At 74.8% G+C, this 15,857-nt stretch carries 6 protein-coding genes; all 6 read right to left on the bottom strand.

Annotation, left to right across the window (positions count from 1 at the left end; all coding sequences use genetic code 11):
* Window positions 1-39: 39 nt before the first annotated feature.
* The 6 genes from O7625_RS06830 to O7625_RS06805 are packed head-to-tail and all read right to left on the bottom strand — an operon-like array spanning window position 40 to window position 15,561.
* Window positions 40-4,416 carry an SDR family NAD(P)-dependent oxidoreductase gene (locus O7625_RS06830; protein ID WP_282345104.1) on the bottom strand — a complete coding sequence of 1,459 codons (4,377 nt, stop codon included), beginning with the start codon at window positions 4,414-4,416 and terminating at the stop codon, window positions 40-42.
* Window positions 4,413-11,681, bottom strand: coding sequence for a type I polyketide synthase (locus O7625_RS06825; protein WP_282345103.1), 7,269 nt, complete (start codon window positions 11,679-11,681; stop codon window positions 4,413-4,415). Before O7625_RS06825 ends, O7625_RS06830 begins: the two co-directional genes overlap by 4 nt.
* A gap of 41 nt (window positions 11,682-11,722) precedes the next feature.
* Window positions 11,723-12,898, bottom strand: a complete 1,176-nt coding sequence (locus O7625_RS06820) for a YqcI/YcgG family protein (protein ID WP_282345102.1) — start codon at window positions 12,896-12,898, stop codon at window positions 11,723-11,725.
* Window positions 12,899-12,956: 58 nt separating this feature from the next.
* Window positions 12,957-13,799 (bottom strand): ABC transporter permease, encoded by an 843-nt coding sequence (locus tag O7625_RS06815; protein WP_067301031.1) that lies wholly within the window; start codon window positions 13,797-13,799, stop codon window positions 12,957-12,959.
* Window positions 13,796-14,617, bottom strand: a complete 822-nt coding sequence (locus O7625_RS06810; RefSeq protein ID WP_282345101.1) for an ABC transporter permease — start codon at window positions 14,615-14,617, stop codon at window positions 13,796-13,798. The genes O7625_RS06815 and O7625_RS06810 overlap by 4 nt, the downstream gene beginning before the upstream one ends.
* 2 nt (window positions 14,618-14,619) lie before the next feature.
* Entirely contained in the window at window positions 14,620-15,561 is a 942-nt protein-coding gene (locus O7625_RS06805; RefSeq protein ID WP_067301024.1) for an ABC transporter ATP-binding protein, read from the bottom strand.
* Window positions 15,562-15,857 lie beyond the last annotated feature (296 nt).

Genomic DNA, 15,857 nt, shown 5'->3' with positions numbered 1-15,857 from the left:
CGGTCCGCGGCGCCTGCTGCTGTGCCCGGAACCGGGTCATCACATGCCCTGGATCTCTCGGTAGCCGCGGTCGACGCGGGCGAGCAGCGCGGCCAGCTCGTCGTCCGCGTCCGGGGCGGTGACCGCCGGCGGGTCGGTCGGCGGGTCGGCCGGCACCGGCGTGGCGGGCGGGGGCGGCGCGGCGGACCGGGGCGGTGCCGCATCGGGCAGGCCCAGGTCGGCGCGTAGGCGTTCGACGAGCCGGTCCACCGTCGGGAAGGTGAAGGCCACCGTGGAGGGCAGCCGGACACCCAGCTCCGCCTGCAACCGGGTGCGCAGCTCCAGGACGGTGAGCGAGTCGAAGCCCATGTCGAAGAAGCCCTCGTGGTCGTCGACCGGCCCGCCGATGCGCAGGACGTCGCGTACCACCTCCACCACGTGTTCGCGCAGCGCCGCGACGTCCCCGATCCGTACCGGCGGCGCGGCCGGCGACCCGGCGGCGTCCGCCGGAGCGGCCAGCGCGTCGAACGTCCCGGGCGGGGCGGCCTCGGCGAGCACCTCGCGCACCCGCGCCCAGTCGGCCGGCGCGACCACCACCCGGGCCGGCACGTCGCGGGCGGCCAGCAGGGCGACCAGCGTGGCGGTGCCGGCCGCCGGGTCGATCATCCGCAGGCCGGTCGCCTCGTGCAGGGCGGCCTCGCCGGCCGCCATCCCCGGCCCGGCCCACGGCCCCCAGGCCACCGAGAGCGCGGGCAGGCCCGCCGCGCGCCGGGCGGCCAGCAGGCCGTCGAGGTATGCGTTCGCCGCCCCGTACCCGCCGGACCCCCGGGTCGGCAGCACCGCGGCGAGCGACGAGTAGGCGACGAAGAACCGGGGCTCCAACGGGCGGCTCAACCGGTCCAGCAGGTGCCCACCGTGCACCTTGACCCGCAGCACCGCGGCGAGCCGCTGCGGGCTCTGTTCCGCCAGCGGTCCGTCGTCCAGCACCCCGGCGGCGTGGACGACCCCGGCGAGCGGGGTGGCCTCGTCGAGTGCCCGCTGGACGTCCTGCTCCACCGTGACGTCACCACGGACGAGCCGGACGTCCACCCCGGCGTCCCGGAGCCGGTCCACGACCACCCGGGCGGCCTCCGACGGCGCGCTGCGGCCGAACAGCACCAGCTGTCGTACGCCGGCCGTGGCCAGGTCCTGTGCGAGCCGCAGGCCGAGCGCGCCCAGGCCGCCGGTGACGAGCACGGCCCCGGGCGGCGGCTGCCAGGACGGACCGGCGGGGACCGGCAGCGGCACCAGGGTGGGCGTCAGCCGTCGCCCGTCGGCCAGCCGGACGAACCGGTGCCCCGCCGGGGCGGTGAGTTCGGCCGCGAGCAGGTCGGACGGTGCGCCGTCTCCGGCCGACGTGAGGTCGACGACGAGGCAGTCGAGAGCCGGGTGTTCGGCCTGCACGGTGCGGACCAGGCCCCAGAGGGCGCTCTGCCCGGGGTCGGGTGCGTCGGCGGCGGCGGCGGCGTGGGTCACCACGACCAGCCGGGGCGGGGTGGGTCGCGCGGCGAGGTCCCGGGCGATCGACAGGAGTTCGGTGCAGGCGGCGGCCGTCCGCTCCGGATCCCCGTCGGTGGCCGGGGCGGCGTAGACGACGTCGCTGACCCGGGTGTCCGGCGTCAGCCGACCGGTACGCCACGGCAGGGTCACCGCCCCGGCCAGCCGTTCGGCGTCCGGGCCGACGACCAGGGCGTCGAACCGGCGCGGTGGTCCGGCCGGCAGCGGCGGGGAGTCCCAGCCGACGTGCACCACGTCGAGCGGGCCGGTCGGCCGCTCCGGGGCGGTGCCGCCGGTCAACGCCCAGTGGCGTTCCCGCTGGAACGGGTACGTCGGTGCGGTGACGAACCGCCGGCCGGCGGCGCGCTGCCGGGTGACCGCGGCCCAGTCGATGTCGGCGCCGCTGTCGTAGAGCCGGGCCAGGCTGTCCAGCAGGGTCAGGTGTTCCCGTCCGGCGCGCAGGCTGGGCAGCCGCCGCGCCTCCGGCCAGTCCTGACCGGCGATGCCCAGCAGCACCGGCTCCGGACCCAGCTCGACCAGGGTGTCCACCCCCGCCTCGCGCAGCGTCCGCACCCCGCGCTGGAACTGCACGGGCCGCAGGGCGTGCTCCCGCCAGTAGTCGGCGTCGATCGGTGTGCCGACCGTGCCGGTGAGGTTCGACACCAGGGGGATCCGGGCCGGGCGGTGGGTGACACCCCGGGCGAACGCGGTGAACGGCTCGGCGAAGTCGGCGAGCAGCGGCGAGTGGAACGCGTGCGACACGGTGAGCCGTCGGTGCGTCACCCCCCGATCGGCCAGCGCGTCGAGGACCGGCCGTAGCTCCTCCTCCGGCCCGGCCAGCACGGTGCTCTCCGCCCCGTTGACCGCGGCGACGGCCGACCGGGACGCCCCGGCCAGCAGCGGTTCGACCTGGGCGACGCCGCACCGGACGGCGACCATCGCCCCGGGTGGGCACTGCTGCATGAGGCGGGCCCGCTCGGCGACCAGGCGCAGGGCGTCGGGCAGCGTCAGGACGCCGGCCACGCAGGCCGCGGTGTACTCCCCGACGCTGTGCCCCAGGACGTACTCGGGGTGCACGCCCCAGTCCCGCCACAGCCGGGACAGCGCGTAACCGACGGCGACCAGCGCGGGCTGGGTGAAGCGGGTCTCGTCGAGGCGTTCACCGGCGTCGAACAGCAGCGTGGTCAGGGGCACCGGGAGCACCGGGTCGAGGATTCCGGCGCACTCCTCGATGGCGGCGCGGAACACCGGTTCGGCCCGGAACAGCTCGGCGGTCATCCCCGGCCGTTGCGCGCCCTGACCGGTGAACAGGAACGCCACCCTGGGCCGCTGCCCGGCGGGGCCGGCGGGGCCGGGCCGCCGCAGCTCGGCGTCGAGGTCGTCGACGGTCGCCCCGACGGCGCACCGACGCCAGGGCAGGTGGCTGCGGCCGACGGCGGCGACCAGGGCGAGCGCCGCCGGGTCGGCCGCCGTGCGGAGCTGCCGGGCGTAGGCGTCGGCCAGGTCGGCGAGGGCCTGCGGGTGCCGCGCCGACAGCGGCAGCAGCAGCGGCCCGTCGGCGGCGGGGACCGGTGCGGCGGGCGTCGGATCGGCGGGCGGTGGGGCGGCGACGACCAGGTGGGCGTTGGTGCCGCTGAAGCCGAAGGAGCTGACCCCGGCGATCCGGCGGGAGTCGTCCGGCCACGGTTCGCGGGTGGACGGCACCCGGACCGGGATGTCGTCCCAGTCGATGCGGGGATTGTGCCCGGTCACCAGGGGGGTCGGGGGCAGCACCCCGTGCCGCAGCATGAGCAGCACCTTGAGCAGGCCGGCGATGCCGGCGGCGGACTCGGTGTGCCCGATGGCGGCCTTGACCGAGCCGATCGGCAGCGGCTCCCGGCGACCGGCGAAGACGGCGCCGAGCGCGTTGACCTCGATCGGGTCACCGAGGGCGGTGCCGGTGCCGTGCGCCTCCAGGTATCCCACGGCGGCCGGCTCCACCCCGGCGTCGCGCAGCGCCGCGCGGATCACCTCCTGCTGGGAGGGGCCGTGCGGCACGGTGAGGCCGCTGCTCCGGCCGTCCTGGTTGACGGCGCTGCCGAGGACCAGGCCGAGGACCCGGTCGTGCGGGCCGACGTCCGACGCCCGCTTGAGCACCACCAGGCCGCCGCCCTCGGCGCGGACGTAGCCGTCGGCGGCGGCGTCGAACGGCAGGCAGCGCCCGGTGGGCGAGAGCATGCCGGCCCGGGTCAGGCTGCGGCTCTCGTGCGGCGTGACCATCCGGTTGACCCCACCGGCCAGCGCCAGGTCGCAGCTGCCGTCCCGGAGGTGCCGGACCGCGAGGTCGACCGAGACCAGCGAGGACGAACATGCGGTGTCCACCGACAGGGCCGGTCCCCGGGTGCCGAAGACGTACGCGAGCCGTCCGCTGGCCGTGCTGGGGGTGGCGCCGGAGGAGAAGTACCCGTCGATGTCGTCCTCGTGGGTCATCCCCTCGCGGTAGTCGATGTTGCTGATGCCGACGAACACGCCGGTCGACTCGGGCACCGACCGGCCCGGGACACCGGCGTCCTCGAACGCTTCCCAGGCCAGCTCCAGCAGCAGCCGTTGCTGCGGGTCGAGGGTTGCCGCCTCCCGTCCGGAGATCCCGAAGAACCGGGCGTCGAAGTCCCGCAGGTCGCCGACGAAGCCGCCCGCGTCGACGAAACTCCCGTCCACCGGCCAGCGGGCGTCCGGCACCGGACCCAGCGCACACCTCCCCTCGGACAGCAGGTCCCAGTACGCCGCCGGATCCGGTGCGCCGGGCAGCCGGCAGGCCATGCCCACCACGGCGATCGGCTCGTGCCGGCGGGCCGCGGCGGCCTCCAACTCGTCGATGCGGGCCAGCGCCCGGCGCAGCAGCGGGCCGTAGTCGGTGCTCATCGGTTCCCGAGCCTCTCCGCCAGCAACGCGGCCACCTCGTCGATCGACTGTTCCTCCGGCGGCGGCCCGTCGGTCGGCCCGCCGCCGTGCCCCTCGGCCGACCCGCCGCTGTGCCCGTCGGTCGGCCCGGCGGTCGGCAGGTCGAGGACGGCGAGCAGGTGCCCGGCCAGCCCCGCCACCGTCGGGTGGTCGAAGACCACCGTCTGGCCGAGCCGGACGGCGAACGCGCTCTGCAACCGGTTCCGCAGCTCCAGCGAGGCCAGCGAGTCCAGGCCGAGGGAGAAGAGCCCGGTGTCGGTCTCCAGGTGGGCTACGCCGAGCACGTCCGCGGTGATGTCGTGGACGTACCCGTCGGCGAGCTTGCGTCGCTGGTCGGGTGTCGCCTCGCGGAGCCGGTCGGCCGGCCCGGCGGTGTCCGGGCGTCCCGCCGGTGCGGCGGGCAGCAGGTCGCGCACCGGAGCCGGTGGGGTGTTGTGGTGCGCGGCGTACCGCGGCCAGGTGTGCGCCAGGACGGCCACCACCCCGTCGTCCGGCGGGGTGGCCAGGATGGCCCGGAGCGCCCCGGTGGCGTCGTCCAGCGGCAGCACACCCTCACCGAGCCGGTCGAGCCGTTCGGCGATGCCGGCCCGGGCCGTCATGCCCGTCTCCGCCCACGATCCCCACTGGATGGACACCGCGGGCAGGCCGGCGGCCCGGCGGGCCGCGGCGAGGCCGTCGAGGTAGCTGTTGGCCGCCGCGTAGTTGCCCTGCCCGGCGGTGCCGAGCAGCCCGGACGACGACGAGAACAGCACGAAGTGTGTCAGCGGGAGGTGGGCGGTGGCCCGGTGCAGGGCGAACGCACCGCCCGCCTTGGCGGCCCACGCCTCGTCGAAACGCCCGGGGGTCTGCGACTCCAGCAGGCCGTCGGCGAGTGCGCCGGCGAGGTGGTGCACCCCGGCCAGCGGGGGCAGCTCCCGGCCGAGCGTGGCCACGAGCGCGGCGACCTGCTCGCCGTCGCCGACGTCGGCGGTGTACGTCCGCACCTCGGCTCCCATGGCGGCGAGGGCGGCGATCCGCTCCCGCGCGGGTCCGCCGGGTTCGTGCCGGCCGACCAGGGCGAGGTGGCGGGCACCGGCGGCGACCAGCGTCGCGGCCACCTCCAGGCCCAGCCCGCCCAGGCCACCGGTGACGAGGTGGGTGCCGTCCGGGCCGATCGTCAGGTCGTCCGGCCGGTCGGTGTCCGGTCGCAGCCGCAGCACCCGGCGTCGCCCGTCGTGCAGCGTCACCTCGTCGGCGGTCCGGGCCGCCGTCTCCGCGACGATCGCGTCCGGGTCGCCGCCCTGCGCGGGCAGGTCGATCAGGGCCGGCAGACTGTCGGGCCGTTCCTGACCGAGGACCCGGGTGAGACCCCAGAGCGCGGCCTGCGCCGGCTGCGGTGATCCGCCCCAGGCCTGCCGGGTGAGCACCGTGACCGACGGGGTGGACGGCAGGTCCAGCAGGCTCCGGAAGGAGTCCAGCAGCGTCAGCGTCAGGTCCCGGGCCGCACCGGCGTCGGCCCCCGGGTCGGCACGTTCGGCGGGCCAGGCGAGCAGCACGGCGTCCGGCTGCTCCCGGGCCACGGCCCCGGCCAGGTCGGCGGGGTCGGTGACGACCCGGCAGCGGATCCCCTGCCGTTCGGCCGCCTCCGCGATCGAGCGGGCCAGGTCGGCGCCGACGACGAGCCACGAGCCGGCCGGGGTGCCCGGCGGCAGGGCCTGCTCCACCCACTCCGGCCGGTACAGCCGGCGTCGCCAGCGGGCGGCGTCGGCGTCCCCGGCCATCGCCCCGGCGGTCGCCTGCCGCAGCAGCACGCCCGCCATGACGACCAGGACCCGCCCGCCGTCGTCGTAGAGGGTGATGTCGCCGACCAGCGAACGGGGATCCGGGTCGTCGGTCGGCCGCAGCTCGGCGTGACACCAGGCGCTGTCCGTCGTCCCGGCCCGGTGCAGGGTGACCCGCTGGGCGCCGACCGGGAGGTACGTCCGGTCGGCGAACGGCCGAGGGTAGGTCACCGTGAGGGCGAGCAGGCACGCCTCCAGCAGGATGGGGTGCACCGCGTGCAGGTGGGCCGCCGAGGTCACCCGGGGAGGCAGCTCGATGCGGGACAGGCAGCCCGTACCGTCGCGCCACAGCTCCCGGGTGACCTGGAACCACTCGCCGAGGTCGATGAGCCGACCGCGTTCGCCCCGGTAGATCTCCTCGGGCGGCACGGGCGTGCCGAACCGGCGGCGCAGCGACGCCAGCTCGGCGACCGGCGACGCGGTACCGGCCGTCAGGGTGCCGGTGGCGTGCAGGATCCACGGCCCCGACTCGGCCTCGGACCGGGAGTGGATCTCCACCGCGTGGCCGTCCGGCACGGGCTTCAGCACCACGTGCAGGTCCCGGGTCTCGGTGTCGTCGGCGAACCGCATCGCCTGGTGGATGAGAAAGTCGTCGAGGGCGGGCCGGAGCAGGCCGAGTTCCCCGGCGGCGGCGAAGGCGAGATCCTGGTACGCGACCCCGGGCATCACCACCCGCCGGAAGATGCGGTGCTGTGTCAGCCACCGGGGGTGGTCCGGGTCGACCCGGGAGACGAACCGGATCTCACTGCTGCCCGGCTGGTCCACCCGTCCACCGAGGAAGACGCCGGTGGACCGGCCCGCTCCGGCCCGGGTCGGCCGCCCGGTGGGCTCGATCCAGTGCCGGGTGCGCTGCCACGGGTAGGCGGGCAGCGCGACCGGCCCGCCACGCCGCCGGTACACCCCGGACCAGGTCACCTGCCGGCCGTCCAGGTAGAGCCGGCGCAGCGAGTCCACCAGCTGGGCGTGGCCGGCACCCTCGCGCAGGGAGGGCACCACCAGCACACCCTCGCGGGCGGCGAACCGGACCAGGGTCGGCTTCGGCGACACCTCGACGATCGTGGTGACCCCGTGCTCGGCGACCGCGCTGTCCACGCAGCGGGCGAACTGGACGGTGTCCCGGGCGTGCCGCACCCAGTGCTCGGCGTCGAAGGCGGACACGGCCCGGCCGGTGCGGTTGGCGAGCACCGGGATACGGGGCGGCCGGTGCTCGACCCGCTCGGCCACCGCGCGGAACTCGTCGAGCACCGGGTCCATCAGCGCCGAGTGGAAGGCGTGCGAGACGCGCAGCCGGTGCGACCGCCAGCCGCGCCGGTCCGCCTCGACGACGACCCGGTCGACCAGCGCGGCGGCACCGGAGAGCACCACCGAGTCGTGGTCGTTGACCGCCGCCACGCTCACCTCGACGCCCATCGCGTCGAGCAGGTCGGTGACGGCGTCGGGCGGGGCGAGCAGCGACACCATCGCCCCGCCGTCGGGCAGCGCGTCCATCAGGCGACCCCGGGCCAGCACGAGGCGCAGCGCGTCGGGGAGGGACAGCACGTCGGCGAGGCAGGCCGCCACGAACTCGCCCACACTGTGGCCGGTCAGCACGTCCGGCTGCACGCCCCAGGACTGCCAGAGTCGGGCGAGCGCGTACTGCACCGCGAACAGGGCGGGCTGCGCCCAGGCCGTCCGGTCCAGCTCGCCGCCGACCCCGTCGAAGACGAGTTCACGCAGGTCGGTGCCGGTGGCCCGGCGGACCTCCGCGGCGCACTCGTCGAGCGCCGACCGGAACACCGGGTAGCCGGCGTACAGGTCCGCACCCATCCCGACCCACTGGGCGCCCTGGCCGGCGAAGACGAAGGCGACCGCCCCCTCGGGTCGCGGCTCGTGCACGGTGGCCCGCCCGAGCTGCTCGGCCGCCTCCCGGGCGTCGGTGGCGAGCACCGCGATCCGGTACGGGTGGTGGGTGCGCCCGAGCGCCGCCGCCCGGGCCACGCCGGCGAGGTCGGCCCCGTCCTCGCTGAGCAGGGCCTGGTAGCGGCCGGCCAACGTGCGGGCCGCCACCGGGGCGCGGGCGCTGATCGGCAGCAGCACCGGCCCGTCCGCCGCACCAGCCGGGGTCGGCTCGGCCGCACCGGCCGGGGTCGGCTCGGTCGCACCGGCCGGGGTCGGCTCGGCCGCGCTGGCCAGTGCGGGTTCCGCCGGGCGCTCGGGGGCCTGGGTGAGGACGAGGTGGCTGTTGGTGCCGCCCATGCCGTGCGAGCTGACGGCCGCCACCCGACGCCGCCCCGCCGGCCAGCTCTCGGTACGGGTCGGCACCCGCAGCGCACTCGACCCGAAGTCGATCTCCGGGTTCGGGGTGCGGAAGTGCAGACTCGCCGGGATCACCCCGTGGTGGACGGCGAGCGCCGCCTTGATCAGTCCGGCGATGCCGGCGGCCTCGTCGAGGTGGCCGATGTTGCTCTTGACCGAGCCGACCGCGACACTGCCCTGCGGTGCGCCGCCGACCGCCCGGAGGGCCTGGTCGAGCCCGGCCACCTCGATCGGGTCGCCGAGCGGCGTGCCGGTGCCGTGCGCCTCCAGGTAACCGAGTTCGGACGCGCGGATCCCGGCGTCGGTCAGGGCGGCGGCCACCACCTCGGCCTGCCGGGCGGCGCTCGGCGCGGTGAACCCGAGCTTGTCGACGCCGTCGTTGTTGACGGCGGAACCGGCCACCACCGCGTAGATGCGGTTGCCGTCGGCGAGCGCCGCCGAGAGCCGTTTGAGCAGCACCACGCCGCACCCGTTGCTGAAGATGGTGCCGGACGCCTCGGCGTCGAAGACCCGGCTCCGGCCGTCCCGCGAGCGGATCAGGCCGTCCTCGTACAGGTAGCCGGCGGACTGCGGCACCACCACCGAGACGCCCCCGGCGAGGGCGAGGTCGCACTCGCCGGCCAGCAGGGCACGGCGGGCCAGGTGCACGGCGACCAGCGAGCTGGAGCAGGCCGACTGCACGCTGATGCTCGGCCCGCCGAGGTCGAGCCGGTAGGAGACCCGGGTCGGCAGGTAGTTGCGGTCGTTGCCCAGCTTCACCATGAACTGCTGGGTGTCCGCCTCGGTGAGCGGTCGGTCCCCGGTGTAGCCGAAGTGCGGCACCAGGTTGTTCACCAGGTAGGTGCTGATGCTGCTGGAGGCGTACACCCCGGTGCGCGTGCCGGCCGGCACCTCACCGGCGTCCTCGAACGCGTCGACCGCGCACTCCAGGAAGATCCGGTGCTGCGGGTCCATCAGCGCGGCTTCCCTGGCGTTGATCCCGAAGTACGCCGCGTCGAAGTACTCGGGGTCGGCGAGTGGACCCGCCATCCGGACGAAGTCCGGGTCGGCCAGCAGCGCCGGATCCTGGGAGCGGACGTCCTCGTCGGCGCACTCCACGATCGCGTCCACGCCGTCGCACAGGTTGCGCCAGAAGGTCGCCAGGTCGGGGGCGGCCGGGAACCGGCCGGCCATGCCGACGATGGCCACCCGGTCGTCGTCGGTGCCGCCGGTGGGCCGCACGGTGACCGGCGCGGCCCCGGCGACGGCGGGGTCGTCCCCACCGAGGTGTCGGGCCAGCGCCCGGACGGTCGGGTACTCGACCAGGTCGGTCGCGCCGACCCGCAGCCCCAGTTCGGTGGTGAGCCGCTGCCGCACGGTGAGCAGCTGCGCGGAGACCCCGCCGAGGTCGAAGAAGTTGTCCCGGACCCCGACGTGGTCGAGCCCCAGCACCTCCCGCCAGACGTCGGCGATCCGGCGTTCCAGCTCGCCGCGGGGCAGGTCGGTGGTGGTCGGGGCCGCGCGGACCAGCCGGTGCGGCGGTCGCAGCCGGTTCCGGGCCGTCTTGCCGCTCGCGGTGAGCGGCAGCTCGGCGACCACCGCGTAGCCGTACGGGTGCACGGCGGCGGGCAGCCGTCCCGCGACGTGGCCGGGCACCTCGCGCAGCACGTCGGCCTCGTCCACGTCGTCACGGAGCACCAGGTGGACGACGAGCCGGGGCCGGCCGTCGATCTCGTGCAGCGCCGCGGCGGCCTGCCGGACGCCGGGGTGGGCGCAGGCGGCGGCCTCCACCTCGGCCGGCTCGATCCGGACCCCGTTGACCTTGAGCTGGGCGTCCACCCGGCCCTGGTGTTCCAGCCCCGCCTCGGTGAGTCGGGCCAGGTCACCGGTGCGGTACCACCGGCCGGAGAGCCCCGGGGGAGTGGTGAACCGTTCGGCGGTGAGTGCCGGCTGGTTGCGGTACCCGGCGGCGACGCCGGCCCCGCCGACGTACAGCTCACCCGGCTCTCCGGCGGGGACCGGCCGGTGCTGCCCGTCGAGGAGGGCGACCTCGACGTTGTCGATGGGCCAGCCGATCGGGGCGATCAGCGGCCACCGGGTCACGTCGTCGGGCAGCGTCGCCACCGTCGCGTCCTGGAACTCGGTCGCGCCGTAGTGGTTGTGCACCCGGACGCCGGTGCGGGCGGCGAGGACCCGCAGCGGTTCGGTGAGCCGCAACTGTTCGCCGGTGGTGACGATGTGCCGCAGCGTCGGCGGCTCGGGCAGCTGGGTGGTGGCCTCGGCGAACTGGGTCAGCGCCGGGACGGGAAGGAAGACCCGCTCCACCCGCTGCGCCACGGTGAAGGCGGCCAGCGCGTACGGGTCGCGTCGCAGGTCGTCGCCGGCGACGACCAGGGTGCCGCCGAGGCACAGCGCGGAGTAGATCTCGTGGAAGGAGAAGTCGAAGCTGACCGCGCAGGCCTGCAGGGTCCGGGACCGGTGGGCACCGGGGCGGGCGCCCTCGTGCCAGCGGAGCAGGTTGACCAGGGCGCGGTGGGGCATCGCCACGCCCTTGGGGCGTCCCGTCGACCCCGAGGTGTAGAGCAGGTAGGCGACCGCGTCGGGGTCGTCGTGGTCGGGTGCGCGCCCGGTGTCGGCCGACGTCCACCAGGCGGCGTCGAGGCGGTGCACCCGGCCCTCGCCCAGGGCCGACGCCAGGCTGTCGTGGCCCGGCCCGGGGTCGTCGTCCGGGACGAGCAGCACCGCCGGGTCGGCGTCGGTGAGCAGGTGGCGATGGCGTTCGGCCGGGTCGGCCGGGTCGAGCGGCAGGTAGCCGGCCCCGGTGGCCATGATGCCCAGCTCGGTGGCGAAGAGCGCGGCCCCGCGGGGCATCCGGACGGCGACCACGTCGCCGGGGCCGACACCGAGCCGGCGCAGCCGGTCGGTGCTGGCGGCGGCGAGTCGACGGAGTTCCGCGTAGCTGGTCTCACCGGTGGCGTCGACGACCGCGACGTCCTGCGGGTACCGCCCGGCGACCTCGGCGAACATCCCGTGCACGGTCTCCCCGGCACGGGACACCGCCGGTCCGCTGAGGATCCGGCCCGCCCCGGTGTCGCCGCCAGCGGTGGACGTCTGGTTCCTGGCACCGCTCATGGTTCTCCCCCCCCGATTCGTACCGAGCGCTCAGTACCCGCTCATGGGATGTCAGTGGGTGTCTCGTACCACCGCACCGGCGGATCCCCGGCGCGCAGCGGGAGGAGGAAGCGGTCGGCCTCCCGGTCGGCCAGCGCGTACGGCTGGAACCCGTCCCGGAAGCGCTCACGGATCGCGGCGGAGCGTGAGCCGTAGTCGGCGACGGTGAGCTGTCTCAGGATGGCCTTCTCCGGCTGCAACATGAACAACATCCATCCTTGCACGCCGTGCAGGTAGCGGGAGTGGTCGTGCGGGTAGCAGGGCGCGAAGACGCTGACGAAGCACTCCTCACCCGCCAGCACCAGGTACCACTGCGGATCCGTCACGTCGGCCACCTCCAGGCCGCCCGGTGCCGCGCTGGTCATCGTGCGGACGAGGTGGTCGACGAACGCGCGGAACAGCCGGCCGAGGTCGTCGATGGACTCGCCGAAGACGTCGGTCGGGAAGGCGAAGACGAACCCGTCGAGGACGTCGCCGTCGAGCACCCGGACGAAGCGGTGCACCCAGGGCAGGGCGGCGGTCATGTTCTCCGCGAACGACAGCGTCCGGTCGTACGGCGGCGGACCCCACAGGAACGACTTCTGGGCGAACGGGCAGTACGTCTGGTCCTGGACGGGGCGGATGAGCCGCACCGACTCGGCACAGGACGGATCGAACTCCACCGTGACGTCCCCGCTCGGCCGCCGTGCCGCCCGTAGCCGCGTGGTGAGCCGGTCGGCCAGGTCGTCCGCGGAGTCGAAGCCGGCACAGGCCAGGCGGATCAGCTCCGGCAGCACCGCGTGCAGCCCGACGACGTCCGGCCGGGTGCCGGGCGGGACGTCGGAGCGGTAGTACGCCAGCGTCTGCACGACCGTCTGCGCCGGTTGCCGGATCCGGTCGGGCGGGTCGGCGGGCGGGTCGGCGGTGCTCGCCCGGGCGATCAGGTCCGCCAGGTCGGCGCTGCCCGACGTACTGGTGAGCGGGTGCTGGAGCACACAGCCGTACTGGTTGGCCAGGCACAGGGCGACCACGACGATCTCGGTGAGCGGATCCCGGCGGGCCGCCGCGTCCGGTGCGTCGGCGACCGCCCGCACCTGGGCGGCCAGGTGGTCGCCGGGCAGCCCGGGCGCCCAGCATTCGCCGGCGTCGACGACCATCCGACGGAAAGCGTCCTGGAGGCGCTGGACGTGCAACTTCATCGGTTGTCCCTTCGCTGGAAGGTCGAGACGGGGAGTCCGCCGATCCGGTGCCGTTCCGTCAGCCCAGGAACATGCTCCGGAGACGGACGCGGGCCAGGGTCAGCCCGCCCAGGGCCAGCACGACGAGGTACGCGGTGTGCAGCAACGCGGCCGGAGCGGGCGTGCCGAGGAAGAACATCCGGGCCAGTTCGACCCCGTGGTACAGCGGCGACAGCTGCACCAGCCACTGCACCGCCGCCGGGTAGCTGGACAGCGGGAAGAAGGTGGTCGAGAAGAGGAACATCGCGGTCGAGGCCAGGGTCACGTAGTCCAGCTGGGCGTTGGAGCGCAACGTGGTGGCCCAGGCCATCCCCACCGCGGCGAAGGCGAAGGAGACCAGCAGCCCCACCGGGACCAGCACGACGGCCCAGGGGGTCGTGACCAGCCCGAGTGCGGCCAGCACCCCGAGGAAGACGGTGCCGTAGAAGCCGCCGCGCAGGACCGCCCAGCCCACCTCGCCGAGGACGATGTCGAGCGGGCCGACCGGGGTGGTGAGCATGGCTTCGTACAGCTTGTCGTAGCGCAGCTTGAAGTAGATGCTCAGCGTCTCGGAGATCGCCCCGTTCATGGCCGAGGCGGCCAGCAGCGCGGGCGCGACGAAATCCACGTAGGGCACCGTGCTGCCGTCGGCCAGCGTCACGGTCGGCACCAGCGAGCGGAAGCCGACGGTGACCGCGAGCAGGTAGAACAGCGGCTCGACGACGCCGGAGATCAGCACCGCCCAGGCGCGCAGGTAGAGCCGGGCCGAGCGCTCGACGATGACCCGGGCCAGGCCGGCGTACTCGTCGACGGGCAGCATCCGGCGTAGTGCGCCGCGCCGCTGGTGCGGGAGTCCCGGGCGGCGGGTCTGGGTGGTCGTCATACGACCAGCCGCCGGTGGAACGTGCGCCGGGCCGCGACGACACCGACGGTGAGCAGCGCGCCGAGGAACGTGACGTGCCCGACGGCGGCCGGTGCCGTCAGCCCGCCGAGCGTCAGGCCACGGGCCAGTTCGTTACCGTGCCACAGCGGGGAGATCCAGGCGAGCGGGCGCACCGCGAGCGGCAGCGCCGAGATCGGGAAGAACGTGCCGGCGAAGAGGGTCATCGGCAGCACGACGAACCGGTTGATGGCGACCAGGCCGTGCCCGTCCCCGCGTACCGTGGCCGCGTAGGCCGCGACCGGCGCGGCGCAGGCCGCCCCGGTGAGGACGGCGACCGGCACCGCGAGCACGGCCCACCCGTCGGCCCAGCCGCCGAGCAGGATCCCGATCAGCAGGAAGATGACGGCTCCGATGAGGAGCCGGAGCGTGATCCAGAGCAGTTGCCCGGCGAGGAGCTGGCCCGGGGTGACCGGGGTGGCGGTCACCGCGATGAAGTCCCGTTGCCACTGGAAACTCGACAGGACCGGTTTGCCGGCCTCGGCGACGGCCGTGGTGAGGATCGTGCTTACCAGCAGTGCCGGCGCGATGTACTGCACGTAGGGGTGGCCGTCGGTCGCCGGGCCGGGCCGCACCTGCGAGCCGAAGCAGAGCCCCATCGCGCCGAGGAACAGCAACGGCTGGAGCACGGAGGCCTGCAGGGTGGTACGCCAGCTGCGCCGGTACCACCGCCAGCAGGCCTCGACCCGGAGGGTGGCCGCCCGCCAGACACCGACCACCCGGCCGGTGGCCCTCGGGGTGGCCGCCGTGATGTCCGTCATCGTCAGTCCACCAGTTCCCGGCCGGTGAGCCGGAGGAAGACGTCCTCCAGGGAGCCCCGGCGGACGAGGCTGGAGACGGGCTGGACACCGGCGGCGGAGACCCGTTCGAGGAGACGTTCGCCGCTCTCGGCGTACAGCAGGAAACGGTCCGGCAGCGCCTCCACCCGGTCGGCGAGCCCTTCGAGGACCGCCCGCTCCATCGGCCGGTCGGCGGGGAAGCGGAGTTCGAGCACCTCGCGGCTGGAGTACCGGGAGATGAGGTCCGCGGGGGAACCCTCCGCGACGATGCGACCACCGTCCATGACGACCAGACGGTCGCAGAGCTGCTCCGCCTCGTCCATGTAGTGGGTGGTGATGATGAGGGTCACGCCGGCCTGCTTGAGCTGGTAGAGCCGCTCCCAGAGCAGGTGCCGGGCCTGCGGGTCGAGGCCGGTGGTGGGCTCGTCCAGCAGCACCAGCTCGGGGTCGTTGACCAGCGCGCGGGCGATCGTGAGGCGACGCTTCATGCCGCCGGACAACGGCTCCACGTGGTCGTCGGCCCGTTCGGAGAGCCGGGCGAACGCCATCAGCTCGGTGGCCTTGCGCGCCACGTGCGCCCGGGACAGGCCGAAGTAGCGCCCGTAGACGACCAGGTTCTCCCGGACGGTGAGTTCGTTGTCGAGGTTGTCCTGCTGGGGCACGACGCCGATGCGGGCCCGGATGTGCGGCCCCTGGGCCTGCGGGTCCATGCCGAGGATCCGCAGCTCACCGCCGGAACGGGGGGAGATGCAGGAGATCATCCGCATGGTCGAGGACTTGCCCGCGCCGTTGGGTCCGAGGAACCCGAACACCTCGCCGCGCTGGACCTCGAAATCGATCCCGCGGACGGCCTCGAAGGTCCCGAAGCGTTTCGCCAGAGCCTTCGCCGACACGACGGGTGACGTCGGAAAAGCAGCATCAATCATGACGTTGGGAACATCCTCGGCTCGGTCGCTCCGTGATCAGCCGTCGAGCTGGCTCAGCAGGACGGACTGGCTTCGGGCTGTCGTCCTACCCGGGTGTCGACGGGCCGGAAACGTGGCTGTCGCGGATCTGCCCCACGTGCGGTGGCTCTGCCTACCGATGCTCGTCACCCCCCCTGTGCTGGCGTCGCCACGCTACTACAGGCTTCTGTTCCCCCGCAAGGAAGATCATAAATGAACTCGCAGCTAGGAGCCCTGGTGGCGTGGGGTGCTGAGCCCCGTCGATATGGCTCGTGGCC

Origin of the sequence: Micromonospora sp. WMMD714 (assembly GCF_029581315.1) — a bacterium.
Classification (GTDB): domain Bacteria; phylum Actinomycetota; class Actinomycetes; order Mycobacteriales; family Micromonosporaceae; genus Micromonospora; species Micromonospora rifamycinica.
This window is presented reverse-complemented; position numbering and strand designations above follow the sequence as displayed.

Excerpts from the sequence above, each read along its gene's own strand:
- O7625_RS06830 (WP_282345104.1), bottom strand. The coding sequence starts at position 4,416 with ATGAGCACCGACTACGGCCCGCTGCTGCGCCGGGCGCTGGCCCGCATC.
- O7625_RS06825 (WP_282345103.1), bottom strand. The coding sequence starts at position 11,681 with ATGAGCGGTGCCAGGAACCAGACGTCCACCGCTGGCGGCGACACCGGG.
- O7625_RS06820 (WP_282345102.1), bottom strand. The coding sequence starts at position 12,898 with ATGAAGTTGCACGTCCAGCGCCTCCAGGACGCTTTCCGTCGGATGGTC.
- O7625_RS06815 (WP_067301031.1), bottom strand. The coding sequence starts at position 13,799 with ATGACGACCACCCAGACCCGCCGCCCGGGACTCCCGCACCAGCGGCGC.
- O7625_RS06810 (WP_282345101.1), bottom strand. The coding sequence starts at position 14,617 with ATGACGGACATCACGGCGGCCACCCCGAGGGCCACCGGCCGGGTGGTC.
- O7625_RS06805 (WP_067301024.1), bottom strand. The coding sequence starts at position 15,561 with ATGATTGATGCTGCTTTTCCGACGTCACCCGTCGTGTCGGCGAAGGCT.